Annotated in this window: 19 protein-coding genes and 4 tRNA genes; 7 read left to right on the top strand and 16 right to left on the bottom strand. The window is 65.0% G+C overall.

Translation table 11 applies throughout. From position 1 onward, the window contains the following. Positions 1-54 precede the first annotated feature (54 nt). The 5 genes from AB7849_RS05040 to tpiA all read right to left on the bottom strand — a co-directional run bounded on the left by AB7849_RS05040 (position 55) and on the right by tpiA (position 7,826). Positions 55-4,971 (bottom strand): DEAD/DEAH box helicase, encoded by a 4,917-nt coding sequence (locus AB7849_RS05040; protein ID WP_369500676.1) that lies wholly within the window; start codon positions 4,969-4,971, stop codon positions 55-57. 101 nt (positions 4,972-5,072) lie between these two features. Continuing rightward, positions 5,073-6,317, bottom strand: coding sequence for a tyrosine-type recombinase/integrase (locus tag AB7849_RS05045; protein ID WP_037101932.1), 1,245 nt, complete (start codon positions 6,315-6,317; stop codon positions 5,073-5,075). A gap of 196 nt (positions 6,318-6,513) precedes the next feature. Then, positions 6,514-6,598: transfer RNA gene (locus tag AB7849_RS05050), tRNA-Leu, on the bottom strand. A gap of 18 nt (positions 6,599-6,616) precedes the next feature. Then, complete coding sequence (gene secG / locus AB7849_RS05055) at positions 6,617-7,057, bottom strand: preprotein translocase subunit SecG (RefSeq protein WP_008215415.1); 441 nt, start codon at positions 7,055-7,057, stop codon at positions 6,617-6,619. A 19-nt stretch (positions 7,058-7,076) separates the two neighbouring features. After that, entirely contained in the window at positions 7,077-7,826 is a 750-nt protein-coding gene (gene tpiA / locus AB7849_RS05060; protein WP_008215417.1) for a triose-phosphate isomerase, read from the bottom strand. 115 nt (positions 7,827-7,941) lie between these two features. Here tpiA and AB7849_RS05065 point away from each other — a divergent pair, with 115 nt between their 5' ends. Together AB7849_RS05065 and AB7849_RS05070 are read left to right on the top strand one after the other, a co-directional pair. Continuing rightward, a complete protein-coding gene (locus AB7849_RS05065; protein ID WP_008215419.1) occupies positions 7,942-8,748 on the top strand; it encodes an SDR family NAD(P)-dependent oxidoreductase in 807 nt (268 codons plus the stop codon). Between the two features lie 55 nt (positions 8,749-8,803). Then, complete coding sequence (locus tag AB7849_RS05070) at positions 8,804-9,478, top strand: DUF6445 family protein (protein WP_008215420.1); 675 nt, start codon at positions 8,804-8,806, stop codon at positions 9,476-9,478. Between the two features lie 27 nt (positions 9,479-9,505). On the opposite strand, the gene AB7849_RS05075 is transcribed toward AB7849_RS05070, so the two are convergent. From AB7849_RS05075 to orn, 4 genes are all read right to left on the bottom strand, one after another. After that, the gene (locus tag AB7849_RS05075; protein ID WP_008215423.1) at positions 9,506-10,441 is read right to left on the bottom strand and encodes an isopenicillin N synthase family dioxygenase; all 936 of its coding nucleotides are present in this window, start codon (positions 10,439-10,441) and stop codon (positions 9,506-9,508) included. Positions 10,442-10,565: 124 nt separating this feature from the next. After that, complete coding sequence (gene glmM / locus AB7849_RS05080) at positions 10,566-11,939, bottom strand: phosphoglucosamine mutase (RefSeq protein WP_008215425.1); 1,374 nt, start codon at positions 11,937-11,939, stop codon at positions 10,566-10,568. 73 nt (positions 11,940-12,012) lie between these two features. Further along, a complete protein-coding gene (gene folP, locus AB7849_RS05085; RefSeq protein WP_369500677.1) occupies positions 12,013-12,921 on the bottom strand; it encodes a dihydropteroate synthase in 909 nt (302 codons plus the stop codon). A gap of 31 nt (positions 12,922-12,952) precedes the next feature. Continuing rightward, complete coding sequence (gene orn / locus AB7849_RS05090; RefSeq protein WP_008215429.1) at positions 12,953-13,513, bottom strand: oligoribonuclease; 561 nt, start codon at positions 13,511-13,513, stop codon at positions 12,953-12,955. 246 nt (positions 13,514-13,759) lie between these two features. On the opposite strand from orn, the gene sbcB reads away from it, so the two are divergent. Together sbcB and AB7849_RS05100 are read left to right on the top strand one after the other, a co-directional pair. Then, positions 13,760-15,205, top strand: a complete 1,446-nt coding sequence (sbcB, locus tag AB7849_RS05095; RefSeq protein WP_008215431.1) for an exodeoxyribonuclease I — start codon at positions 13,760-13,762, stop codon at positions 15,203-15,205. Positions 15,206-15,225: 20 nt separating this feature from the next. Further along, positions 15,226-15,912, top strand: coding sequence for a DUF2461 domain-containing protein (locus AB7849_RS05100; RefSeq protein WP_008215432.1), 687 nt, complete (start codon positions 15,226-15,228; stop codon positions 15,910-15,912). Between the two features lie 182 nt (positions 15,913-16,094). Here the strand turns inward: AB7849_RS05100 and AB7849_RS05105 are convergent, their stop codons facing one another. Continuing rightward, entirely contained in the window at positions 16,095-17,420 is a 1,326-nt protein-coding gene (locus AB7849_RS05105) for an MFS transporter (RefSeq protein WP_369500679.1), read from the bottom strand. 293 nt (positions 17,421-17,713) lie between these two features. Between AB7849_RS05105 and aqpZ the strand changes: the two genes are divergently transcribed. Next, entirely contained in the window at positions 17,714-18,448 is a 735-nt protein-coding gene (aqpZ, locus tag AB7849_RS05110) for an aquaporin Z (RefSeq protein WP_008216623.1), read from the top strand. A gap of 40 nt (positions 18,449-18,488) precedes the next feature. Here aqpZ and epmA read toward each other — a convergent pair whose 3' ends face one another. The 3 genes from epmA to rnk all read right to left on the bottom strand — a co-directional run bounded on the left by epmA (position 18,489) and on the right by rnk (position 22,761). Next, on the bottom strand, positions 18,489-19,433 hold the full coding sequence (gene epmA / locus AB7849_RS05115; protein WP_008216621.1) for an EF-P lysine aminoacylase EpmA: 945 nt from the start codon (positions 19,431-19,433) through the stop codon (positions 18,489-18,491). 11 nt (positions 19,434-19,444) lie between these two features. Continuing rightward, complete coding sequence (gene ligA, locus AB7849_RS05120) at positions 19,445-21,859, bottom strand: NAD-dependent DNA ligase LigA (protein ID WP_008216618.1); 2,415 nt, start codon at positions 21,857-21,859, stop codon at positions 19,445-19,447. A 491-nt stretch (positions 21,860-22,350) separates the two neighbouring features. Continuing rightward, on the bottom strand, positions 22,351-22,761 hold the full coding sequence (gene rnk / locus AB7849_RS05125; protein ID WP_008214702.1) for a nucleoside diphosphate kinase regulator: 411 nt from the start codon (positions 22,759-22,761) through the stop codon (positions 22,351-22,353). A gap of 338 nt (positions 22,762-23,099) precedes the next feature. On the opposite strand from rnk, the gene nhaD reads away from it, so the two are divergent. Then, a complete protein-coding gene (nhaD, locus tag AB7849_RS05130) occupies positions 23,100-24,494 on the top strand; it encodes a sodium:proton antiporter NhaD (RefSeq protein WP_008214703.1) in 1,395 nt (464 codons plus the stop codon). A gap of 39 nt (positions 24,495-24,533) precedes the next feature. Further along, positions 24,534-25,745, top strand: a complete 1,212-nt coding sequence (locus AB7849_RS05135) for a cation:proton antiporter (protein WP_008214705.1) — start codon at positions 24,534-24,536, stop codon at positions 25,743-25,745. An 80-nt stretch (positions 25,746-25,825) separates the two neighbouring features. Here the strand turns inward: AB7849_RS05135 and AB7849_RS05140 are convergent. From AB7849_RS05140 to AB7849_RS05150, 3 genes are all read right to left on the bottom strand, one after another. Then, positions 25,826-25,899 (bottom strand) — tRNA-Cys (locus AB7849_RS05140). Positions 25,900-25,978: 79 nt separating this feature from the next. Continuing rightward, positions 25,979-26,054: transfer RNA gene (locus AB7849_RS05145), tRNA-Gly, on the bottom strand. Between the two features lie 216 nt (positions 26,055-26,270). Continuing rightward, a tRNA-Gly gene (locus tag AB7849_RS05150) sits at positions 26,271-26,346 on the bottom strand. Between the last annotated feature and the right edge of the window lies 1 nt (position 26,347).

Consider the following 26,347-nt stretch of genomic DNA (forward strand, 5'->3'; position numbering starts at 1 on the left):
TCGTTGGCGGTGCAGTGTCCCGTCACATCGTCGCATGACCTGCGACCGCTGAGGTCAGATATCCAGCGCGGGCAGTGCGTTGACGATCTTTTGGGTTTCTAGGCTGACGGTGATGACGCGCAGGAACAGTTCCAGCGGGTACTGGGGGTTGTGCATGGTGTCGATGGCCCAGGCGTTCGCGTCGTTGACGATGCCGCTGTCCTTGTCGGGTTCTACACGCTGGCGCTCGACGATCCAGTCCAGCGCGCTCTTGCCGTTGACCACGTAGTCGTAGGCGTCCAGCGGGATGCCGCGCACGGTGAGGTGGTCGTTGTAGATCAGGGTGGTCTTGTCCTTTTCACGGCCCTTGCCGCCGTAGCACATCTTTTCCACGCGGTAGTCGGCGTCGGCGAGTTTCTTGCCGCCGGTGTCAATGGCGGCACCGGCGTACATGGGTACGTTGTCGTAGTGCAGGTGCAGTTCGGCCAGTGCGCGGCCAGCCTTGGCGAAGGCCCGGAAGTCCGCCGCCTGTTTCACGGCGGGGATGCGCGGCAGTTCCTTGGCGAGATTGTCGGCGTAGCGCGCGCGGTAGTCGGGCGAGTGCAGCAGGCCGTAGACGTAATAGAACAGGTCTTCCTTGGTAAGAGATTCGCCAGGATACGCGGACTGAAAATGCGCCAGCCCGGCATCGGTGATGGCATCGCGGCGGGTGTGGCCCGTGGCGGCACCGGATGGCGGCGCAAACAGGCCGCCGGCTTCCGACTCGTCGACCGCTTCGTCGTACAGGTACAACGGGAAGCATTGCGAGCCCGCGACGAAGTGGAAGTTGGGAATAGAAGCCGACATGAGGCAACTGAATCCTGCCGCCTCACCTAAGCCGGTCAGACAAATCACTCGATTCTCCGCCTCCGAATGCGGGAAGATGCGCGGTATCTGCAACACCCTTTCGTTGAAGCGGCGGTTGAAATACAGCCACTGCTTGGTGAATGGGCGATACAGGCTAGGCACCAAACAGCCGGGTTCAAAATCGAAGCGTCGCCCCTTCGCCAGCTCTTGCTTCAAATTGGCGCTCCAACTGATTTCCCTCGGGTTGGTGTCGATGAAACCGTCCACCTTCGCCGCGCGCGCCTTGCCGTCCAGTCCGGGGTGTGCGGCGTCGAAGCGCTGCACCTCGCCGTTGTAGAAGGCGATCATGCTGGTCATGTTGTCAGCTAACGCTTGCCGACTGGCGTTGTAGCACCAAGCGTCACGATTAGTCTTTACGCCTCCCGAGTAGTTTCCGAAGATTGCCGGACTGCCGCCTTTCTTGTCGCCCAGCACCATGAACTGGCCAAAGCTGTCGTCACGCTGACGCAGCCAATCGCCATGCGCGTCCGGCGTGATGGTTTGCCAACCGCCGGCCTTGCCGATGCCGTCGATGGAAGCGTAGGCGTCGATGGCGGCCAGCTTGTCCTCGCGGCTCAGGTAGTCGCCGATGTCGTGGAAGCGGATCACGCCGTGTTCGGCAGCGGCGGGATTCTTCACCAGCAAGGTGATGGCGACCGGGGCACGGCTGCCCATGCCGAACACGTTGTCCTTTTCCTTGCGGCGCGTCTCGCCCGATGTGCGCGCATTGCCCCGCAAATGAAACACATGGATGCTGGAAAACTCCTCCGCCAGGCACTGGCGCAGGCCGTCGGCGGTGTTCGCGTCCAGCCAGCCGGCATTGGTGACGTAGCCGATCACGCCCGCCTCGCCGATGCGGTTGCTGGCCCAGCGGATGGCGCGGATGTAGCTGTCGTAGAGCGCATTTTTCAGGGTTGCTTTGGATCGCGCCGCGTAGGTGCTACGGATGCTTTCGTCCAACTTGGGATAAGGCACGTTCTGGTTGTTGGCGTTCGCATCCCCTTGCCCCACCGAATACGGCGGGTTGCCCACGATGACGCGGATGTCCAGCCTCTTTTGCCGCTTGCGCCGCGCGCTGTTGTCCACCAGCAACGCGTCCACCAGGTCGTCCTTTTCGTCCATCTGGAAGGTGTCGGTGAGGCAGATGCCCTCGAACGGCACGTACTCGCCGCCCACCTGTTCGTGGTAGGTGGCCTCAATGTTGATGGCCGCGATGTAGTAGGCCAGCAGCACGATTTCGTTGGCGTGGATTTCGTGCCGGTACTTGTGCGGCAACTGGGCCGGGTCGATCAGCCCGGATTGCAGCAGGCGGGTGATGAAGGTGCCGGTGCCGGTGAACGGGTCGAGGATGTGCACGCCCTGGCTGCCCAGGGTCTGCCCGAACTCGGCCTGCAGCAGGTGCGCCACGCTGTGCAGGATGAAGTCCACCACCTCCACCGGGGTGTAGACGATGCCCAGCCGCTCCGTCATCTTGGGGAAGGCGTTGCGGAAAAACTTGTCGTACAGCTCCACCACGATCTTTTGCTTGCCGGCGGCGTTGTCGATGCCTTCGGCGCGCTGGCGCACGCTGTCGTAGAAGCTTTCCAGCGTGTCCGCTTCCTTGTCCAGGCGGTGTTCCTGCAGCTTTTCCAGCACGTCCTGCATGGCCCGGCTCATGGGGTTGTGCTGGGCGAAGCTGTACCCGGAAAACAGCGCGTCGAACACCGGCTTGGTGATGAGGTGCTGGGCCAGCATTTCGACGATTTCGTCGTCGCTCAGGCTGGGGTTCAAGTCGTCGCGCAGTTCCTCGGCGAAGGCGTCGAAGGCTTGGCGCTCGGCGGTGTTGTCCGGGCTGGCGAGGATGGCGTGGATGCGGTCGATGTGGGTGCGGGCGATCTTGGCAATGTCGTTGGCCCAGTCTTCCCAGTGGTGGCGGTTGCCGCATTTCTGCACCACCTTGGCGTAGATGGCGCGCTCGATCTCGCCAATCTCGAACGGCAGCGCCGCCGTGCCCTTGTCGCCGTACTGCGGGGCTTGCTCGCCGATGCCGTAGCTGCCGCGTCCGGCCTTGCCGTTGCTGGCGCCGTCCGCGCGGGCGTGGGCGGGCTTGCGCTGCACCTTGTCGGTGATGGCGATGACTTCCATCTTGCGCGGGTCGTGGCCGATCAGTTCCAGCTTGTTGACCATCGCGTCGAAGCGGTCGTCGTGCGAGCGTAGCGCCTGCAGTACCTGCCACACCACGGCGTAAGTGGTGTTGTCGCCCAGCGCCTGTTCCGGCGTGACGCCCGCCGGGATGACCACGGGGAGGATGACGTAACCGCGTCGCTTGCCCTCGGCCTTGCGCATGACGCGGCCCACGGACTGCACCACGTCCACCTGCGAATTGCGCGGGGTGAGGAACAGCACGGCGTCCAGCGCCGGCACGTCCACGCCTTCGGACAGGCAGCGCACGTTGCTCAGCACACGGCAGGTTTGCGCGGGCACGTCGGCCTTGAGCCAGTCCAGCTTGGCTTCCTTGGCGCTGGCGTTCATGCCGCCGTCCACATGCTCGGCCTCGCAGGTGAGGCGCGCGGCGGGTTCCACGGCTTCCTGGCGCTGGTATTCCTCCACCACCGACTGGAACATGCCGGCGATGTTCTTGGAACTGACCTTGTGCACCTTGGCGCTCTTGGCCGGGTCGATGACTTGGCAAAACGCCACGGCGCGCTGCATGGGGTGGTCGTCGCCCACCAGGTCGTCGGCCAGCCCTTGCTTGGCGAGTGCCTTCCAGCAGCCGACGATCTTGGCGGCGTCGTCCACCTTCAACTGGTTGTCGTCGCTGGCCAGCAGCTTTTGCAGGCGCGCGTTGACGTGGCTTTCCTCCACCGCCAGCACGATGACCTTGTAGTCCACCAGCAGGTCGCGCTTGACCGCCTCGGAAAAGGTCAGCACGTGCAGCGGCTTGCCGTACAGGGCTTCGTCGTCCATGGAACACAAGGCCACGTTGTCCCGCATGGCGGTGGCCTTGGCGCTGTCGGCGTAGATGCGCGGCGTGGCGGTCATGTAGAGCCGTCGGGCGCCTCGGATGTAGGCGGCGTCGTGCACGCGCACAAAGGCGCTTTCGTCGTCGTCGCCGAAAGTGGCTCCAGTGGTGCGGTGGGCTTCGTCGCAGACGATCAGGTCGAAGTCCGCCAGCGCGTGGTCGTGCTGGGCGCGGTGGATGACCTCGATGGAATGGTAGGTGGAGAACACCACGCTCATGTGCTGAGCGTCGTGGCGCTTGGCCATCTCGCCCGCAAGCCGCTTGGCGTCGGTGGTGGCCGGGTAGCGCAGTTCGTGGATGTAGGTTTGCACTTCGTCGTCGTTGGCGCGGCGTTTCTTACCCACGTCGCTGTCCGAACACACGGCGAAGCTGTGCAGGGGCGTGGCGCTTTCTTGCGTCCACTCGGTGAGCGTCTGCGATAGCAGCGACAGGCTGGGCACCAGGAACAGCACACGCTTGCCCGCGCCCGCCAATTGCTCGGCGATCTTCAGCGCGGTAAACGTCTTGCCGGTGCCGCAAGCCATGATGAGTTTGCCGCGCTCGGCTTCGGCCAGCCCTGCCGCGACGCCGGCGACTGCCGATGTCTGGTGCGGGCGCAGCGCCTTGCGGGGTTTCAGCGCCGGCTCGGCGCGGGGCTGGTAGCGCGCCCATTCAATCTGGCTGGCTTCCAGGTCGTGCAGGTCGATCTTGCTGACCGGCGGTTGCTGATCGCGCAGGGCGTCTTCGGCGTGTTCGCTCCACTTGTCGGTAGTGCAGACGATGACGCGATGGGCGAAGGGGCGTTTGCCGGACGCGGTGAAAAAGCTGTCGATGTCCTTTTTCTGCAGCGTGTGGTCGGCGGCGTACAGCTTGCATTGGATCGCGTGCACGTCGCCGGTGGCGGTTTCGGCCACCAGGTCGATGCCGGTGTCGCGTGCGTCCTGCCCCTGCTCCCTAGCCCAATCCGCGTAGCGCCAGACCTTGGCGTACAGGTCGCGGTAGGTGGCCTCGTGCTGCAGATAGCACAGGGTCAGGTCTTCAAAGTAGGTGCCTTTCTCGCGCTCGGTGACGGCCAGTTGGCGGTAGGTGTCCAGCAAGCGGGACAGCGGCGTGGTGGCATTCGTCATGCGGGGTGTAGCTCCATGGGTGCTCAGGCCGCCCACTTAGGGCAGCGCGCTATCCTCCCATGATGCCCAGCGCGTGCCGCGCTGTCACCGCCGGAATGCGATCAGCTTGCCTTGCGCTTGAACGGCACGACGCTGCCGCCCGCGCGCAGGGCGTCCAGGTAGTCGGCCCATGCCTGCATCATGCGCGTGCGCTCGTCCAGATACTGCGCCGCGTGGGTGTACGCCTCGCGCACCTTGTTGTTTTCGGCGTGGGCTAGCTGGCGCTCGATGGCGTCGGCGTTCCAGCCCATTTCGTTCAAGCGGCTGGCGGCCATGCTGCGGAAGCCGTGGCCGGTCATTTCGTCGGTGCCGTAGCCCAGCCGGCGCAGCGCGGCGTTGACGGTGTTTTCGCTCATGGGGCGATTGATCGTGCGCAGGCCGGGGAACACGTAACGCGCTTCGCCGGTGAGCGGTTGCAGATCACGCAGGATCGTCACAGCCTGCGTGGACAGCGGCACGATGTGCGCGGCCTTCATCTTCATGCGCGCGCCGGGGATGCGCCACATGGCATCGGCAAGATCGAACTCCGACCACTCGGCTTGCCGCAGTTCGCCGGGGCGCACGAATACCAGCGGTGCCAGCTTCAAGGCGGCCAGCGTCACGGGCTGGCCGGTGAAGCCGTCGATGGCGCGCAGCAGTTCACCGATGCGGGCGGGATCGGTGATGGTGGAGTGGTGTTTGGTCTTGGGCGACTTCAAAGCGCCGCGCAGGCTGGCCGTGGGGTCTAGCTCGGCCCTACCTTCCAGAATCGCCCAGCGGAACACCTGCCCCGCCTTGATCCGGGCGCGCTTGGCGGTTTCCAGCTTGCCGGTGGCCTCGATCTTGCGCAGGGCGTCCAGCAGCAGGCGCGGGGTGACCTCAGTCAACGGCAAGTTGCCAATCTCGGGGAACAGGCAGGTTTCCAGCGTCCACCGCGACTTGCGCAAGGTGACCTCGGCGCAGTCCTGTCGCGCCAGCCATTCGCGCGCCACTGCCTCGAATGTATCGCCCGCCGCCGTCGCGGCCTCGACCTTGGCGGCCTTGGCTTCCTGCCGCTTTTCGCCGGGGTCGATGCCAGCAGCCACCTGCGCCCGCGCGCTCCCGCGTCGCTCGCGTGCAATCCGCAAACTCACTTCGGGGTAAGTGCCCAAGCTCAGGGTGTTTTCCTTGCCAGTGTCCGGACGCCGATACTTCCAGCGCCACCACTTCGCCCCGGACGGCTGGACCAGCAGGAACAGGCCGCCGCCATCGGTCAGCCTGTACGGCTTGGCCTGCGGCTTGGCGTTCGCCACGGCAGACGGGGAAAGCTCGGGAACACGCTTGGGCATGATGGCTACCTTTGGGGGTAACTGCCGCTTCGGGCTACCCCCAAGCTGGCCAGTTCCCCCAAAAACTACCCCCAAACTTGGGTGATGTATAGGGTAACTCGGGCAGCTTCCGTGACGTATCCAGGCACTCAGGCAAAGAAAAAGCCCCGCAGAACGGGGCTTTAGGGGTGTTGCGTGACATCTCGTGATGTCTAATTGGTGCCCAAGAGGGGACTCGAACCCCTACGACTCTCGTCGCTACCACCTCAAGGTAGTGCGTCTACCAATTCCGCCACCTGGGCAGGTGTCTTGCTGATCCGTCAATGCTTGGCAGGCGCACTCGGTACGTCAGGCTGCGTTTTCGCAGCCGGCGCGGCCGGCACGTCGCTGTTGGCAGCGGCCGGGGTCGGCGTTTCCGCCTTGGCCGGTGCCGCCTGCTTCGCGGGCTGCGCATTCTGGGACTTCGCGGGCTGATTGCCAAGCCCCGCCATCACGCCCAGATCGCTGTTCGCAGCCTGCTGCGGTGCGCCGTTGACTTTCAGGTAAATGCCCATGCCGAGGCTGAGCAGGAAAAACAACGTGGCCAGCACGCCCGTGGCACGCGACATGAAGTTCGCCGAGCCACGCGCACCGAACACGGTTGCCGAGGCACCGCCGCCGAAACCCGAGCCCGCATCGGCGCCCGCGCCGCGCTGCATCAGGATCAGCACGATCATCGCCGCAGCGATCAGGATGTAGAACACGCTGAAGATTACAAACATGTAGGTGCAGGCCCTGGCACTAGTGCGCGGCGGCGCAGATGCCCAGGAAATCGGCGGCCACCAAGGCGGCTCCACCGATCAACCCTCCATCCACATCCGGCTGCGCGAACAATTCCGCGGCATTTGCCGCCTTCACGCTGCCGCCATAAAGCAGCCGCGTCAGACCGGCAATCATAACATCCTCTTTCGCCAGTTGGCTACGGATGAAGGCATGCACTTGCTGCGCCTGTTCCGGACTGGCGGTACGGCCCGTACCAATGGCCCACACCGGCTCGTACGCGATCACCGCAGTATCGAAACTGGCGATGCCGTTGAGTGCCAGCACGGCCTGCAACTGCGCCGCGATCACCGCTTCGGTCTGGTCTGCCTCGCGCTGCTCCAGTGTTTCGCCGACGCAAAGGATCGGGGTAAGCCCAGCCGCACGCGCGGCGGCAAACTTGCGTGCTACCAGCTCATTGCTCTCGGCGTGATAGTGGCGCCGCTCGGAATGGCCGACCAAAGTCCATTGGGCACCGACGTCAACCAGCATGGCGGCGGATACCTCACCGGTATAGGCGCCCTGCCCCTCGTGCTCGCTGACATCCTGGCCACCGATGCCCAGGCCGCTGTCGGCGCACTGCCGGGCCAGACCGGACAGGTAAGGGAACGGCGGGAAGACCAGCACGTCGATATCCGCCGGCTTGGCGGCGGCGATCTCGCCGACCAGCGCTTCGGCCATCGAATGGCTGCCGTGCATCTTCCAGTTGCCTGCGACGAGTTTCTTGCGCATGCCGTTGCCTTATTCCATTGCGTTCAAAGCGCGAAGGGTACCGATCGAAGCAACTTGCGGCAACGCCATGCACGCGCATGCCATCATGCACGTTCAGCCTCATCGGAAACCAGCCATGTCATCTGCTCGCCCGCTCAGCCTGATCACCGGCGCTTCGGCCGGCATCGGCGCCGCCTTTGCCCGCGCGCTCGCGGCCCGGGGCCATGACCTGGTGTTGACCGCACGACGTACCGAACGGCTCGAAGCATTGGCCGCCGACATGCGCCAGCAACACGGCAGCACGGTGACTGTGCTGACCGCGGACCTTGCCGATCCGGCGGCCACGGCGACCCTGTGCGACGAACTGGCCAGGCGCGGTCTGGCCGTGGATTGGCTGATCAACAACGCCGGCTATGGCGTACCGGGAACATTCGTGGCCAACGCGTGGCAAACCCACGCCGATTCCCTGCAGGTGCTGCTGACTGCTCCCACCGAACTGGCCTGGCGCCTGCTGCCCGCCATGCGCCAGCGCGGGTACGGCCGCATCATCAACGTGGCCTCGCTGGCCGGCCATGTGCCGGGCACCGCCGGCCACACCCTGTATGCCGCCACCAAGTCATACCTGATCAAGTTCTCGCAATCGCTGGCGCTGGAAAACCACGACCGCGACGTCCACGTCTGCGCCCTCTGCCCCGGTTTCACCCGTTCGGAATTCCATGATGTCACCGGCACCCGCGCACTGATGAACAAGCTGCCCGGCTTCATGTGGCAAACGGCGGAGGACGTGGTGCTGGAGGGCATCGACGCCGTGGAGCGTGGCGAAGCCGTACTCGTCACCGGCCACGTGAATCGCTTCATCAAGGGCCTGTTCAAGCTGATGCCGGATCGCCTGGCACTGCGTCTTTCCGCTCGCCAGGCCCGCCGCTACCGACAGCAGGAATGACCGTGCAACGCGCCATCGCATTGCCACCCGTCGAATCGACCATGACGAGGACACCATGAGCCTGTTCCCCACCCGCATGCAGCCCCTGCCCTACCGCAAACCTGTCGAAGGGCGCGATTACTGGGTGATGGACGATGTGCTGGATGATCCGCAGGCGGTGCGCGATCGCTGCCTGGCCAAGACCGACTGGGAATACGGCTTTCCGCACACCGGCGAAGCATGGCCGGGGATGCGCGCCAGTCCGGCGCTGCTGGAGCCGGAGCTGGCCGGCATCGAAGCCCGCGTGCGCCAGGCGACTGGCGTGAAAAAACTGAAGGTCGGCAGCGCACCGGGGGGATTGAAACTCAACCACAACTGCGTGCAGGTGGTCGGCGCCGTCGAGGGCGCGGTCAAGCCGCATACCGATTCGCGTGATCTCTGCCGCTATGCCGCCGTGCTTTACCTCAACCCGCAGGTGTCCGAGCGCTGCGGCACCAGCTTCTTCCGCCAGCGCATGGCCGGCAACCAGTTGGGCGGCAACCTGGTGATGCCGCCGCATCGCAACCTGGTCGATGCGCTGGGCAATCGTTTCGTGCAGCCCGATGCCTTCGTCGAAGACGTGCGCGTGGCGCATCGCTTCAATCGCCTGTTGTTGTACAAGGCCAACATCATCCACAGCGCCAGTGCCTACGGAGGCCTGGAAGACGCCGCCAGCAAGCGCATGACGGCGGTGTTCTTCTGGATGACCTGACCGGGTCGCCTGGCAGGATTGGCTCGATCAGATCAGCTTGATCTCGCGCAGCCGCTGCTGCAGGTATTCGTGCGAGGTGATCGGCGTGTCGTAGCGCTTCGGGTTGTCCGGCGTGATGCACTGGGGCACCGGATCAAGCACCACGTCCGGGTTCGGGTGCAGGAAGAACGGCACCGAGTAGCGCGGCTTGCGTGCATTCTCGTTCGGCGGATTCACCACGCGATGGGTGGTCGACGGGTACACGTGGTTGGTCAGCCGCTGCAGCATGTCGCCGATATTCACCACGATGGCGTCGCCCTCGGTGGTGATCGGCAGCCACTCGCCCTCGCGCGTGAGCACTTCCAGCCCTTCCGCGCTGGCCCCGACCAGCAGGGTGATGAAGTTGATGTCCTCATGCGCACCGGCGCGCACGTTGGGAACGTTTTCTTCGGTGATCGGCGGATAGTGGATCGGACGCAGGATGGAATTGCCCTGCTCGGTTTTGTCCTCGAAATAGTTCTCGGGCAAGTCAACGTGCAGGGCCAGCGCACGCAACACGCGGGTGCCGAGCTGGTCCAGCGCCTGGTACAGGCCGTAGCCGTACTGGCGGAACGCCGGCACTTCCGCCGGCCAGAGGTTCGGCGGCATCACGTCGGCGAAGGTCGAGTCGCGCGGGATCTCGCGACCGATATGCCAGAACTCCTTGAGGTCAGGGAAATGGCTGTCCTTGGCGGTCTCCACCTTGAATGGCGTATAGCCGCGCGCGCCGCCGCCGCCGCGCACGTGGTACTTCATCTTGGTGTCGGCAGGCAGCGCGAAAAAGCGCTGGAACACGTCGTAGGCGCCATCGACCAGTTCGCGGGAAATGCCATGGCCGCTGATGCAGCAAAAACCGAATTCACGATAGGCGGCGCCGAGCTCGGCCACGAAGGCGGCACGGTCGGTGTCGTAACGGCGGATATCCAGGGTAGGAACGTTTTTCATGAGTCGAGTCCAGGTTGACATGCGGTCGAAGGTGTTCCGCCACCGCAGGGGCGGTGCACGTCGGGCCATTCCTTGGCGACCGGGTCCTGGCTGACCTGAGACAGACGTCAATGCGTCTGCTGGTTCACGAGCGTTCTGCCGCGGATTTTACGACGTCTGCCAACCGTTCCGCCATCTGCCGCACCTCGGCCTCGTCGGCGGCTTCCACGGTGACGCGCACCAGCGGCTCGGTGCCCGAGGCTCGCAACACCACGCGGCCGCGGCCGTGCAGGATACGCTCCACCTCGGCCTGTGCCTCGCGCACCGCATCGCTGGACAACGCTTCGCGGGCACCTTCGGCACGCACGTTGAGCATGATCTGGGGCATCTTGCGCAGGCCCTTGCGGACGTCGGCCAGATCTTCGCCGGACAGCGTCAACGCTTCGAGCACTGCGAGCGCAGCCACGATGCCATCGCCGGTGGAGGCGCGATCCAGGCACAGGATATGGCCGGAGGTCTCGCCACCGAGGGTGCCGTCGTGCTCCTTGAGTCGCTGCAGCACGTAGCGATCACCCACGTTGGCGCGCAACAGCGTGGCACCGAAACCTTCCAGCGCCAGTTGCAAGCCATAGTTGCTCATCAAGGTGCCGACCACCGGCCCTTGCAACAGGCCGCGGGCGTGCCAGCTGCGGGCAAGCACGAAAAGGATGTCGTCGCCGTCGGCCACGGCGCCGTGGCGATCGACCAATTGCACGCGGTCGCCATCGCCGTCGAAGGCGATGCCAAGGTCGGCGCCATGCTCCAGCACGGCCTGCTGCAAGGCCCGCGGATGGGTGGAACCTACTTCGCGATTGATGTTGAAGCCATCCGGTTCGTCACCGATGGCAATGACCTCGGCGCCCAACTCGGCGAATACCTTGGGTGCCACCTGATAAGTCGCGCCATTGGCGCAATCCAGCACCAGCTTCATGCCGGCCAGACTGAAGTCCTCGGCCAAGGTGGCCTTGCAGAACTCGGCGTAACGGGTCACCGCATCGGCAATGCGCACCACCTTGCCCAGGCAGTCCGAGTCGACGGTGGCGAAGTCCGCATCCACCTCGCGCTCGATCGCGTCCTCCACTGCATCGGACAGCTTTTCACCGCTGGCGGAGAAGAACTTGATGCCGTTGTCGTGGTGCGGATTGTGCGAGGCGCTGATCACGATGCCGGCATCGGCGCGCAGGCTGCGCGTGAGGTAGGCCACGGCCGGCGTCGGCATCGGGCCGAGCAGGCGAACGTCCGCACCGGCAGCCACCAGGCCGGCTTCCAGCGCGGATTCGAACATGTAGCCGGACACGCGGGTGTCCTTGCCGATCAGCACCAGCGGGCGCTGGCTGGTCTTTTTCTGCTGCGCTTTCTGCTGCGCGGCGAGCACCGCGCCCAACGCACGCCCCAGTTTCAGCATGAAATCGGCACTGATCGGCCACTGCCCCACCCGACCGCGAATGCCATCGGTACCGAAATACTTGCGTTGACTCATCGTGATGCCTTTCCGAAAGATTCCCTGCCCTGACGGCGAGCTCCATGCAACGCCGCCCTGCCCTGCCTGTTGTTCAATCGTCATCCGGCCAGCGCGGTGCCGCCGGCTTCGGATCGCGACGCGGCGCCTCGTCACCGGCATGCACACCATGCCAAACCGCGAGCGCATCCACCGTCGCCATCACGTCATGCACGCGCACCATGCGCGCGCCGCGCTGAACCGCGATCAACGCGGCCGCCACCGACCCGGCCGCACGTTCCGCGGGAATGTCGCGCGCGGTGAGCGTGCCAATCATCGCCTTGCGCGACAGCCCCGTATACACGCCACTGCCCAAGTCGACGAAGCGCTCCAACGCCCGCAGCAAGGCCAGATTGTGCTCCAGGTTCTTGCCGAAGCCGAAACCCGGGTCGACCATCACCTTGCGTCGATCCATCCCGGCCAGCTCGCAGGCGAACAGGCGGTCGGTAAGGAAGCGATGCACCTCGCCGACCACGTCGTCGTAGTGGGGTTCGTCCTGCATGCTGCGCGGTTCGCCCTGCATGTGCATCAGGCACACCGGCACGCCCAACTCGACCGCGGCATCCAGCGCGCCCTCGCGGCGCAAGGCGTAGACGTCGTTGATCATGCCGGCGCCCGCCGCCACGGCCGCCCGCATCACTTCGGGCTTGGACGTATCGATGGCGATCGGCAATGTGGTACGCGACACCAGTTGCTCGATCACCGGGATCACCCGGCGCAGTTCCTCGTCCGGCGGCACGTCGGCCGCACCGGGGCGAGTGGACTCGCCGCCGACATCGAGCATGTCGGCGCCCTGCTCCGCCATCGCCAGGCCATGCGCGACGGCCACGTCAATGTCCGCATAGGCGCCGCCATCGGAAAACGAGTCCGGGGTGACATTGAGAATGCCCACCACGCGTGGCCGATCCAGCCGCAACGGCCGTCCGGCGCAATCGAGAACGGGCGCGAACAAGTCGCTGGACATGCTGTTTTCTCCGCTTGGTCCGGGCCCGGGTTCAGCCCAGGCCGCCGAGTTCGCCCATGTGCTGGCGGTAATGACGCAACTCCTCGATGGAATCGCGAATGTCCGACAGCGCGGTATGTGCAGACTCCTTGCTGAAGCCCTTGGCCACCGTCGGCGCCCAGCGCCGCGCCAGTTCCTTCAAGGTGGACACGTCGAGATTGCGGTAGTGGAAATAACGCTCCAGCCGCGGCATCTGTCGATGCATGAAACGACGATCCTGGCAGATCGAGTTGCCGCACATCGGCGACTTGCCGCCCGGTACCCATTCGCGCAGGAAATCCACCGTGGCCTGCTCGGCCGTGGCGTGGTCCGTGGTCGATTGCAGCACCTGCTGCCACAGGCCGGACTTGCCGTGCTGGTTGCGGTTCCATGAATCCATCGCCTCCAGCCGATCCAGCTCGTGGCGGATGGCGAACACCGGCCCCTCGGCCAGCACGTTGAGGTGCTTGTCGGTGACGATGGTGGCAATTTCGAGAATCGAGTCGGCATCGGTGTCGAGGCCGGTCATTTCCAGATCGATCCAGATCAGGTTTTCGTCGTTGGCTTGGCTCATGCGCTCTCCTTGGGAGCCTGTCGGACGTGGGCGGTCAAGGCAAAAATTCGACTGCGCGAGAACAGGTTATCGCCGCGTCGCAGGCCCATGATGGTTCCATGGATCAAGAGGCGGCGGAAACATGGACCGCGCAGTCGGATTTGCAACCCAACCGGCCAAGCCTGACTGGCCCGGCCCGGCAGGCTCGATTCGAGCAGTCTATCAGCACGCCATGCGATCATCGGGTATCTGCCCTCAGGGAACATCATGCAGACCTTCTTCTGGCACGACTACGAAACCTTCGGCGCCGACACCCGGCGCGATCGCCCGGTCCAGTTCGCCGGCATCCGCACCACCATGGAGCTGGAGATCATCGGCGAGCCGGTGATGTTCTTCGGCCAGCCGCCACGGGACAGCCTGCCTCACCCCGAAGCCTGCCTGATCACCGGGATCACGCCGCAGCAGGCCGAACGCGAGGGCGTGAGCGAAGCCGAGTTCGCGGCGCGCGTGCATGAACAACTGGCCGAACCAGGCACCTGCGGCGTGGGCTACAACTCGCTGCGCTTCGACGATGAAGTGACCCGGCAGCTGCTTTACCGCAACTTCTACGAACCTTATGGTCGCGAATGGGCCAACGGCAATTCGCGCTGGGACCTGATCGACCTGGTGCGCATGTGCGAGGCGCTGCGGCCCGAGGGCATCCACTGGCCGACGCGCGAAGACGGCTCACCCAGCTTCAAGCTGGAGCACCTGGCCACCGCCAATCACCTGCTGCAGGAACGCGCCCACGACGCGCTGTCCGACGTACACGCGCTGATCGACCTGGCGCGGCTGATCCGCGTACGCCAACCGCGGCTGTGGGACTGGCACTTCGCGCTGCGCCGCAAGCAGCGCGTATTCGAACTGCTCGACGTGGCGAACATGACGCCGCTGGTGCACATCTCATCGCGCTACCCGGCCAGCCGGCATTGCCTGGCCATCATCGCGCCTCTGGCCTTGCACCCCAGCCGCCCGGGCGAAATCATCGTCTACGACCTGGCTACCGATCCGGCCGAACTGCTGGCGCTGGACGAAGACGAGATCGCCGATCGCGTGTTCACCTCGCGCGCCGACCTGCCCGAAGGCATCGAGCGCATCCCGCTGCGCACCGTGCGCGCCAACCGCACGCCGGCGCTAGCGCCGCTGTCCACGCTCAAGGGCACGGACCTAGGCCGGCTGCAGCTCGACCTGGAGCGCAACCTGGCCCATCGCGATACCCTGCACGCCGCCACCGGACTGGCCGACAAGGTGCGCCGCATATTTGCCCGCGCCAGCGACCTGCCGCCACCGGAAGATCCGGAGCTGGCGCTGTACGCCGGCTTCCTGCCCGATGGCGACAAGCGCCTGCTGGCCGAAGTGCGCGCCACGCCGCCCGCGCAGCTCGGCACGCGCACCTTTCCGTTTCGCGATCCGCGCTATCCGGAACTGCTGTTCCGCTATCGCGCCCGCAACTGGCCCGAGACACTGGATGCCGCCGAACGCGAACGCTGGGGGCACTTTCGCCGCGAGCGCATCAGCCGCCCCACACCACTGACCACGCTGACGCTGGACGATTACACCGCCAAACTGGCGCTGATGCGCGAAGATGCAGCGCTGGCCGATCGCCGCCCCCTGTTCGACCAGCTGCAGGCCTGGGGCGAACAGCTTGCCGCCGAAACCGGCCTTTCCATCTGACTCATGCCCTGATCAACACCATGTCGAAAGCCTACTTCTCCCCCGCCAGCTTCCGCTTCCTGCGCGCGCTGGATCGCAACAACAGCCGCGACTGGTTCCAGGCGCACAAACCCGACTACGAGCGTCATGTACGCGAGCCGTTCCTTGAGCTGATCGCCGACATGCAAGCGCCACTGGCGAAAATCAGTCCGCATTACCGCGCCGATCCGCGCAAGAACGGCGGCTCGCTGTACCGCATCTATCGCGACACCCGTTATTCGAACAACAAGCTGCCGTACAAGCCCTGGCAGGGCTCGCGCTTCTTCCACGAACGACGCCGCGAAATTCCCGCGCCCAGCTTCTACCTGCACATCCAACCTGGCGACTGCTTTATCGGTGGCGGCATGTGGCATCCCGAGCCGGATGCACTCAAGCACATCCGCGCTTTCCTCGCCGACAACCCCGAAGCCTGGAAGCGCGCCACGCGCAGCAAGGCATTTCGCGACCGCTTCACGCTATGGGGCGATTCGCTGGTCCGTCCGCCACGCGGCTACGATCCGGAGCACGAACTGATCGACGACCTCAAGCGCAAGGATTTCGCGGCCGGCGAAAGCATCGACGAAGCCCTGGCCTGCTCCGCCGAACTGCTGCCGCGAACGGTGGAAAGCTTCAAGCGCATCGCGCCGATGATCGACTACCTGTGTGCCGCGCAGGAGCTGGAGTTTTAGTGGCCGGTGAGTACCGGCTTTTTGTTCGTCATCCCAGCGGCTCTCAACGGCCGAAGGGCCGGTCAAGCTGGGATCCAGCGCCTCCAGGCTATTACACACAAAGGCGCTGGATTCCTGCCTTCGCAGGAATGACGAGCCAAAGTTGCCATTACCCTCTCTAGATTTGCGGGAGAGAGGTTCATTCAGGTGCTTTCGGGCGAAGTTGCCCGAGCTCGTGCGAGCAACCAGAGACAAGTACCGACACTCACCAGGGCGGTGATCGCCACATAGTGCGCCGGCGCCATGCGGCCGGCGCGCGCGGCCAGCCAGCCGATCGCCGTGGCGGTGCCGGCGCCGAACACCGCGTAGGCCACGTTGTACGCAAACGACAGCCCCGAGAAGCGTACCTCGGGCGGAAATGCGCGCACCATCACCGTAGGCACCACGCCGACCACGCCCACCAGCAGCCCATCCAGCGCATACAGCGACAGGAAATGCGCGCCGCCCGCGGCAAGATCGCCGAACAATGCATAGGTGCCCAGCACCAGGGCCAGCGAGCCCACCAGCAATACGCGCAACTCACCGAAGCGATCCGCCAGCCATCCGTAGAGCACGCAGCCCAGCGTAAGTCCCAGTGCCGCCAACGCATTGCCGAGAAAGGCCAGCCGCGGCGCGATGTGGAAACTCTTCGGCGCCAGTGAGGGCAGCATCAGGATCACCACCACGACCGCCGCCGTAAGCATCCAGGTCACCAGCATCGACACCGCCACACCACCGCGATGTTCGGACAACACTACGCGCAGCGGCATACCCTGGCTGAGCTGGCGACGCTCGCGCATTTCCGTGAACACCGGCGTCTCGTCCAGCCAGCGGCGCAACCACACCGCCATGAAACCGAACACGCCACCCAGCAGGAACGGCACGCGCCAGCCCCAGCCCAGCAATTGCGCATGGTCGAGCCGGGCATTCAACGCAGCAGCCAGCAACGAGCCGATCAGGATACCCACCGTCAGCCCGGCGGTGAGGCTGCCGCAGGCGAAACCGACCCGGCGCGCCGGTGCATGTTCGGCCACGAAAACCCACGCCCCCGGCACCTCGCCGCCCACCGCGATGCCCTGCACCACGCGCAACAGCAAGAGCAGCAGCGGCGCCAGCACGCCGACCTGCGCATAGCCGGGCAACAGGCCAATCGCCAATGTGGGCAACGCCATCAGGAACACGCTGAGCGTGAACATGCGCTTGCGGCCGGAGCGATCGCCGAAGTGCGCCATCACGATGCCGCCCAGCGGTCGCGCCAGGTAGCCAGCGGCAAAGATGCCGTAGACCTGCACCTGCGCCAGCCACGGCGCAGTGTCCTTCGGAAAGAACAGCTCGCTCAACGGCAACGCCAGGAACACGAACACCACGAAGTCGTAGAACTCCAGCGCCCCGCCCAATGCGGACAACAGCAAGGTACGCGCATCGCGTCGATCGAGCGGTCGTGTCTCGTGCGATCGGGCAGGCAACGGGGCGGCGCTGACAGCGGTCATCGGCAGACCTTTCCGGGGGCGGAACGAGGGAGCCGGCACCTTAGCGCAAATCGCCCGGATTGCGGATCATGCCTATGGACATCGCGCCGCCGTCGCCGGATGCTGCACCTGCCGGCGGGATGTCCGGCGAATGGCATGGCGCGGCGAGTTGGCCACGTGCATGCCTGGCGACGTTTCAAGGGGAACAACAGCGTCGCGCGATCTGGTTTTCAGCGTGTTTCGAAGCATGACGCCTGCAGTCACTTCCCGTGCTGCATTCGCCTCACCCACCTGCAACCGACAAGGAGTACCCCATGCACAATCTGGGCAAGCGTATGACGGCCGAGTTCTTCGGCACCTTCTGGCTGGTCCTGGGCGGCTGCGGCAGTGCCGTGCTGGCCGCCGGATTCCCGCAATACGGCATCGGCTTCGCCGGCGTGGCACTGGCCTTCGGCCTGACCCTGCTGACCATGTGCTACGCCATCGGGCACATTTCCGGCTGCCATATCAACCCGGCAGTGACCTGTGGCCTCGCCGCCGGCGGCCGCTTTCCGCTGAAGGACGTGGTGCCGTACATCATCGCGCAGGTGATCGGAGCCATCCTTGCCGCCGCAGTGCTCTACGTGATCGCCTCGGGCAAGCTCGGTTTCGATGCCACCGCCAGCGGCTTTGCCTCGAACGGTTATGGCGCCCATTCGCCGGGCGGCTATTCGATGGGTGCCGCGGCAGTATGCGAACTGGTGATGACCGGCTTCTTCATCTTCATCATCATGGGCGCAACACACCAGAGCGCGCCGGTGGGCTTCGCTGGCATCGCGATCGGCCTGGCGCTGACCCTGATCCACCTGATCAGCATCCCGGTCACCAATACTTCGGTGAACCCGGCGCGCTCGACCGGCGTGGCCCTGTTCCAGGGCGGTTGGGCCGTGCATCAGTTGTGGTTCTTCTGGGTGATGCCGATCATCGGCGGCATCATCGGCGGGCTGATCTACCGTTTCCTGTGGAACGACCGGCCCACGCTGCCGGACATCAAGGGCGATCACGCTTGAACCCCAGGCGGCACGCGTCCCATCGGGCGCGTGCCGTGGCTTACGCGTCGGCGAACGGAAACGCCAGTACGTCGGCGATGGCATCGGTGCCGGCCAGGCACATCAGCAGCCGCTCGATACCCAGCGCCACGCCGGCGCAGTCCGGCATGGCATCAAGCACGGCCAGCAGGCGTTCGTCGATCGGCACCTCGCGCAGGCCGCGTTCACGCCGCCGCGCATTGTCCCGCTCGAAGCGTGCGCGTTGCTCGGCCGCGTCGTTGAGTTCGTGGTAACCATTGGCCAGTTCATGCGGCCCGAGATACAGCTCGAAACGTTCAGCCAGCGGTGGATCGCCGGGGCGGACCTTCGCCAATGCGCACTGGCTGGCCGGGTAGTCGTGGATCACCGTGATGCGATCACGCGGGAATGCCGGCTGCAGCTTGTGCGTCAGCAACAGGTCGAGCCAGTCGTCGCGTGTCAGTCCGGCCGGATCGATGCCGTATTCCGCCAACGGAGCGCGCAACGCGTCGATGGCGGCGTGGGCCGGATCCAGCCCCAGCTCGTCGATGAACAGGGAGCGATAGCCTGTAATCATCACTTCGGCGCGACGCCCCGTCATCGCCAGCGCCGATTCCACCAGCTCGATGGTCTCGCGCATCAGCCGACGATGGTCCCAGCCGGTGCGATACCACTCCAGCATGGTGAACTCGGGATTGTGCCGGCCACCCGCCTCACCATTGCGAAACACCCGGCCCAGTTCGTAGCAATCGCCCACGCCCGCCGCGAGCAGGCGCTTCAGCGGAAACTCCGGCGAGGTTCGCAACCAGCGCTCGCGCGCGCCGGCGTCGACATGGCCGCTGAACATCGTGGTGAAGCTTTCGATGTTGAGGTCGGTATTGCCGGCCGCGGAAAGCATCGGCGTTTCCACTTCCAGCACATCGCGCGCGATGAAGAATCCGCGCACCAGGGCGTACACGTGGGCGCGCAGTTGCAAGGCCGCATGCATCGTCGCTGCACTCACGCGGATGTTCCATGACGCTCGAACAGCGCGACAAGCTGCGCTTCATCCCATACCTCCACGCCCAGCTCACGCGCCTTGTCCAGTTTGGAGCCGGCCGCTTCGCCGGCCACCACCACGCTGGTTTTCTTCGATACCGAACCGGCCACCTTGGCGCCCAGTGCTTCCAGCTTCTCCTTGGCTTCGTCGCGGCTGAGCGACGTCAGCGCGCCGGTTAGCACAAAGGTCTGCCCGGCCAGGGGCGCCTGGGTGGCAGAGGCGGATGCGGAAGCGGGGATGGCATCGAGCAGATGCTGCATGGCGGTTTCGGCCGTGCGCAGCTCGGCCAGTGATGCTGGATCGGCGAGGAACGCCTCCAGTCCGGCCACCGCCGCCTGCGGTACGCCTGCGGTGGACCAGTGTGCGGGCCCGCCTGCCAACAACGCGTCCAGCGTGGGGAAATGCTGCGCCAGCAAGGCACTGCTCTTCGGGCCAAGCTTGGCGATGTTCGCCATGTCCAGCAGCACTGCCAGGCTCAGCCGTGCGCGCAATTGCGGCGAAGGAGCACTCTCGTCGCTGAAATGGATGCCGGCGGCGAGCAAGGCATCGACCACCTGCTGGTTGCCTTCCTGTGCGAAGAAAGCGGCGATGGAAGTGGCCACTTCGGCCCCGACATCGGGCAACACGCGCAGCACCGGTGCCGGCATGGCACGCACGATATCCAGCCGACCCAGCCAGGCCGCCAGGGTCTTTGCCGTGCTCTCGCCGACGTGCACGATGCCCAGCGCGAACAGGAAGCGGGCCAGCGTGCCGGACTTGCTCGCCTCGATGCCATCGACCAGGTTCTCGGCCCACTTGGTGGCGATCTTGCCCTGCTTCACGGTCTCCGGCGTGACGCCGTCGCGCTCATCGGCGCGACGTTTCATTTCCAGGAAGTCCTCCAGCGTGAGCTGGTACAGGTCGGCCGGCGTGTGCACGCAACCAAAGTCGACCAGCGCCTCGACGAAGCGCTCGCCGATGCCATCGATATCCATCGCACGGCGCGAGGCAAAGTGGATCAGCGCCTCCTTGCGTTGGGCCGCGCAGACCAATCCGCCGGAACAACGCCAGGCAGCGGCCCCGTCCTCGCGCACCAGCGCCGAACCACAGACCGGACACGCGACCGGCATCTGCCATGGCACGGCATGCGGCGGACGGTGTTCTTGAATCACCCGCACCACTTCGGGAATCACGTCGCCGGCGCGGCGCACGATCACCGTATCGCCCACGCGCACGTCCAGCCGCGCAATCTGGTCGGCATTGTGCAAGGTGGCATTGGTGACGACGACACCGGCTACCTGCACCGGCGCCAGGCGCGCCACCGGCGTGGCAGCACCGGTGCGACCGATCTGGATCTCGATCGCCTCGACCGTGGTGCTCTGCTCCTGCGCCGGGAATTTGTGCGCAATGGCCCAGCGTGGTGCGCGCGCCACGAAACCCATCGTGCGCTGGCCGTCGTAATCGTCCAGTTTGTAGACCACGCCGTCGATGTCGTACGGCAAGCCGTCGCGCCGGGCACCGATGCGCTTGAAATAGGCGACGAGTCCGTCGAAGCCGCGTGCCGTGTCCACTTCGGGCGAGACCGGGAAGCCCCATTCGCGCAGCTGCTGCAACGTGGCCGAATGCGTCGGCGGCAGCTCGCCGCCTTCCACGATACCCACCGCATAGGCGAAGAAGCTCAGCTTGCGCTTGGCGGTGATCGCCGGGTCCAACTGGCGCAGCGAACCGGCGGCGCCGTTGCGCGGATTGGCCAGGGTCTTCTCGTCATGCTCGCGGGCCCGCGCATTGAAGGCCTCGAAATCCCGGCGCAGCATGATGACTTCGCCGCGCACTTCCAGCACGCTCGGCCAGCCGCTGCCGCGCAGCTTCAGCGGGATCGCGCGGATGGTGCGCACGTTGGCGGTGACATCCTCGCCGGTTTCGCCATCGCCGCGCGTGGCGCCCTGCACGAACACACCATCCTCGTAGCGCAGGCTGATCGCCAGACCATCGAGCTTGGGCTCGGTGGAAAACAGCGGGTCACGGCGATCCAGCGTCTGTTCGATGCGCCGCACGAATTCCGCCACTTCACGGAAACGGTTGCGATCATCGTCCGGCTCGCCGTCAGCCACCGGCTGTTCGAACGCATTGCCCAGCGACAGCATCGGCAACGCATGGCGCACCTCGGCAAAACCACCGGTGGCACGCGCGCCGACGCGGCGGGTCGGTGAATCCGATGTAGCCAAGGCCGGGTGCGCGGCTTCCAGTGCTTCCAGCTCGCGCATCATGCGGTCGTAGTCGACGTCCGGAATCTCCGGATCGTCGAGGACGTGGTAGCGGTAATTGGCCTGCTCGATGCGCGTGCGCAACTCGCTTGCGCGCAGCCGGATATCCTGGGGTACGGGTTGTTCGCTCATGCGTGAAGTTTAGCGACAGCCGCACCGCCTGCGTGCTTGCAACCGTGCGTTCGGGAATCTCCAACAAGCTTGTTTTGCTCGTCATTCCTGCGAAGACACACTGCTGTCCGGAATAATTTTGAACCCTGTGGTTCCGCATGACTTGTACCGATACCGCACCCTCGCTCGTCATTCCGGCGCAGGCCGGAATCCAGTAGCCGTATGGCTTGGACAGGCGTGGTCGCTACTGGATCCCGGCCTGCGCCGGGATGACGAGCCGGAGAGGTGGTCGCTGCCAGAAATGGAGTCGCCCCCTTGTTGCATCTCGTGCAAGCGGCGCGGGTATTCACTCGAAGGACATCCCAGGATTATTCCGGACAGCAGTGGGCGAAGACAGGAATCCAGTGCCTTGGCCTTTCAAGGTATTGAAGGCACCGGACCCCAGCCTTCGCCGGGGTGACGCAGATTTTTCGATGTTCCCCTCGGGTACGGTACGCGCATCCACACTGGATTCAGCGGTGATATTCCCCAGCCGACTCCGGTTGGTAATCGATGGCCAACACGGTCAGCCGGCGCTTCTTGCCATCGGGAGTGGGCCAGTCGATGCGCTTGCCTTTCGACAGGCCCAGCAAGGCGCTGCCTACCGGCGCCAGGATCGACACCGTGCCGGGCTTGCCGGCTGCCTGCGGATATACCAGGGTCAAGGTCAGCTTCTCGTCGTTGGCGTCGTCCTTGAACGTGACCGTGGAATTCATGCTCACCACGTTCTTCGGCATGTCCTTGGGCTCCACCACCTCGGCGCGGTCCAGCTCATCGCGCAACGCCGCACAACCCGCGGCCTGCGCGGCAGGCAGACGCTCCAGCAAAGCCTCGATGCGATCGAGGTCGAGGCGGGAAACGGTGATGGCGGGCTTGCGGCTCATGGTCATTCCTGTGGTGGTCGCGCGAACACACACGCCGGGGCGAAACCGCACCGGCGGATAGTGAGGGCTGGTTTGTTGCGGCCGGGGTGCGACCGCGTCAGACGAAACTATCCCGACTTTGCGCAGACACGGCGTGAAAAACAAGCTGTCACGGCAAGTATCAGACCGGCCGCGCCACGACATGGCGTCGGACAGTACCCGTGGCGAGCGCCGGGTTCGTGCATTCCACGCCGCGAAAAACCTCTCTGCGAACGGATGGCGCTGCCGTAGTTGCTGGCGGACTGTTACTCTTTTCCGGTGCGGTGTGCTGCACCGAAACATGTTCCAGAGGAGTTTTCATGCGAAGGCTGATCGCCCTGGCGGCGCTGTTTGGCTGCACGCCAGCGTGTGCGTCCGAAACCAGCGCCAACGTCAATTTCCACCTGACCGCGCACCCGGTCGGCTGGCTGGCGCTGGCGTTGTTCGTGCTCGCCTACGTCGCCGTGATACTGGAGGAACGCATTCACCTCGCCAAGTCCAAGCCGGTGGTGCTTGCCGCCGCGCTGATCTGGGGACTGATTGCCTGGATGACCGGGGGTGCCGGCGGTACGCACGAAGCCCAGCAGGCTTTCGATGCGATGTTCCTCGAATACTCGGAAATCTTCTTCTTCCTGGTCGTGGCGATGACCTACGTCACCGCGATGGGCGAGCGCAACGTGTTCGAGGCCCTGCGCACGCAGTTGACCCGGCGCCGTTTCAGCTATCGCTCGTTGTTCTGGATTACCGGATTGCTGGCGTTCTCCCTGTCGCCGATGCTGGACAACCTGACCACCGCACTGGTGATGTCCGCCGTGATCCTCGCGGTCGGCGCCGGCAATGGACGCTTTACCACGCTGGCCCTGATCAACCTGGTGGTGGCCGCCAATGCCGGCGGCGCGTGGAGCGCCTTCGGCGACATCACCACGCTGATGGTGTGGCAGGCCAACAAGGCCCAGTTCTTCGATTTCTTCCACATCTTCGCGCCCGCCTTGGTCAACTGGCTGGTACCCGCATTGGCGATGAACTTTGCCCTGCCCAAGGGCAGCCCTGAGCCCGCCGAAGGCAGCAGCCCGATCAAGCACGGCGGCATCAGCATCTGCCTGACGTTCGCGCTGACCGTGGCCATCACCGTGATTGGCCGCCAATGGCTGGGCATGCCGGCCACCTACGGCATGCTGACCGGACTGGCGTTGTTGAACCTGCTGGCGACCCGCATCGATTACCGGCAGCGGCACTACGCGCTGGCCCAGGGCATGGAGCCGCAGGCCTACTCGATCTTCCGCATCATCGCCAACGCCGAATGGGACACCTTGCTGTTTTTCTATGGCGTGTTCGCCTGCGTCGGCGGCCTGGCCGCGCTCGGCTACCTGGAACTGGCGTCGACGCACCTGTACGGCAACCTGGGTTTCACCGCGGCCAACTCGATCATGGGCCTGCTGTCGGCGATCGTGGACAACATCCCGATCATGTTCGCCGTGCTGAAAATGAACCCGCCGATGGACCAGGGCCAATGGTTGCTGATCACGCTGACCGCCGGCGTCGGTGGCAGCCTGTTGTCGGTCGGATCGGCTGCCGGCGTGGCCCTGATGGGTGCCTCGCGCGGCCAGTACACGTTCATGCGACACCTGCGCTGGAGCTGGGCGATCGCACTCGGCTACGTTGCCAGCATCGCCCTGCACTTGTGGATGAACGCCCATCTGTTCGGCGGCCATTGACGCCGCCCTGCCCCGCACGGAAACCGGAGCCACCGTCCCATGCATCATGCCAGTGACATCCTGCTGACCATCTTCATCATCTTCATCGCCGCACAGATCGGCGCGGAGATCGCGCAACGGCTGAAGCTGCCTGGTGTGGTCGGAGAAATCGCCGCCGGTTGCGTCGTCGGCCCGTCGATCCTTGGCTGGCTGCAGCCCGCGCAAATCATCCCGGGGTCGCCGCTGGACGTGCTGGCCGAGCTTGGCGTGGTGCTGCTGCTGTTTTCGGTGGGCCTGGAAACCCGCCTCGACGACCTGAAGAAAGTCGGCAAGAGCGCGGTGCTGGTCGGCGTCCTCGGCGTATTGCTGCCCTTCGGCGCCGGCGCACTGTGGGCGCACGGCGAAGGCTTTGCCTGGGTGAAGTCGCTGTTTGTCGCGGCCGCCTTCGTGGCCACCTCGGCCGGCATCACGGCTCGCGTGCTGCAAGAGCTTGGCGTGCTTCAGCGCACCGAGAGCCGGGTCATCCTGGGGGCCGCCGTGATCGACGACATCCTCGCCATGCTGCTGCTCGGCGTGGTCTCCTCGCTGCAGGGCGGCGGCTCGCTGGACGTGTATTCGCTGTTGTTGACCCTGGGCGGCGCCATCGGCTTCGTCGCCGTCATCGGCTGGGGCGGAACCAAGGTGATGCGGCGCCAGTCGGGCTGGCTGGAAGCGCCGATCAGCCCGCATTCGGCGCTGACCCTGGTGCTGGCCCTCTGCTTGGGCCTGGCCTGGTTGTCGACCCGCTTCGGCCTGGCGGCGATCATCGGCGCCTTCCTCGCCGGCATGATCGCTTCGGAAACACGCCAGCGCGACGAACTCGAACACAAGACGCTGCCGTTGCTGGCGTTCCTCACCCCGTTCTTCTTCGTCATCACCGGCGCCAAGATCAACCTGGCCGAACTGGCCAGCGGCCAAGCCTTGTTGATGCTGCTGGTGGTCACCGTCATCGCGATTCTGTCCAAGCTGGCCGGCGGCTTCCTCGGAGCACTTTCGCTGGGCAAGCGCAGCGCCACCATCGTCGGTTTCGGCATGGTGCCGCGTGGCGAAGTGGGCGTGGTGATCGCCAGCCTCGGCCTGGCCGCTGGTGTCTTCAGCGACCGCATCTACGCGATCATCGTGGCGATGTCCCTGCTCACCGCCATGGTGACGCCACCGATACTGGCGTGGCTGCTGCGCCACGCCGCGCCGGCCGATGCCTCGGCGGACTCCGCACGAGAATCCGGCCAGTAACCGAAAAGGGGAGGAGCCTCGGCGCTCCGTTTGCGCAAGACAAAAAAACAGCCGGACAAGGCCGGCTGTTCGATGTGCAATGGAGGCCAGGGTCGGAATCGAACCGGCGTACGCGGATTTGCAGTCCGCTGCATGACCACTCTGCCACCTGGCCATTGCGTGCGAGCCATCATCAGGACGATGACAGTCGCCGATAAAACAAAACCCCGGGAAGCCGAGGTTTTGCAAAAAACTGGAGCGGGAAACGAGACTCGAACTCGCGACCCCGACCTTGGCAAGGTCGTGCTCTACCAACTGAGCTATTCCCGCATCGGAGCCCGTTATCTTAGCAGAAGAATGCCGGATGGGAAGCCCCCGCGGCGAGATCTTTCGCCACTGTCTTCCGGCTCGCATCGGCACTCCGGCACCCTCGCGAGAAGTCTCCCCAGCGGCTCGGCAAAAGCAAAAAGACACTCTCCACCATGCAAACTCGCGCACATCAAACGGCGAAGCCCCGACAAAAGGCCGGGGCTTCAATCCGAAATCTGGAGCGGGAAACGAGACTCGAACTCGCGACCCCGACCTTGGCAAGGTCGTGCTCTACCAACTGAGCTATTCCCGCA

It is taken from the genome of Rhodanobacter sp. FW021-MT20 (genome assembly GCF_041107475.1).
Lineage (GTDB): Bacteria > Pseudomonadota > Gammaproteobacteria > Xanthomonadales > Rhodanobacteraceae > Rhodanobacter_A > Rhodanobacter_A glycinis.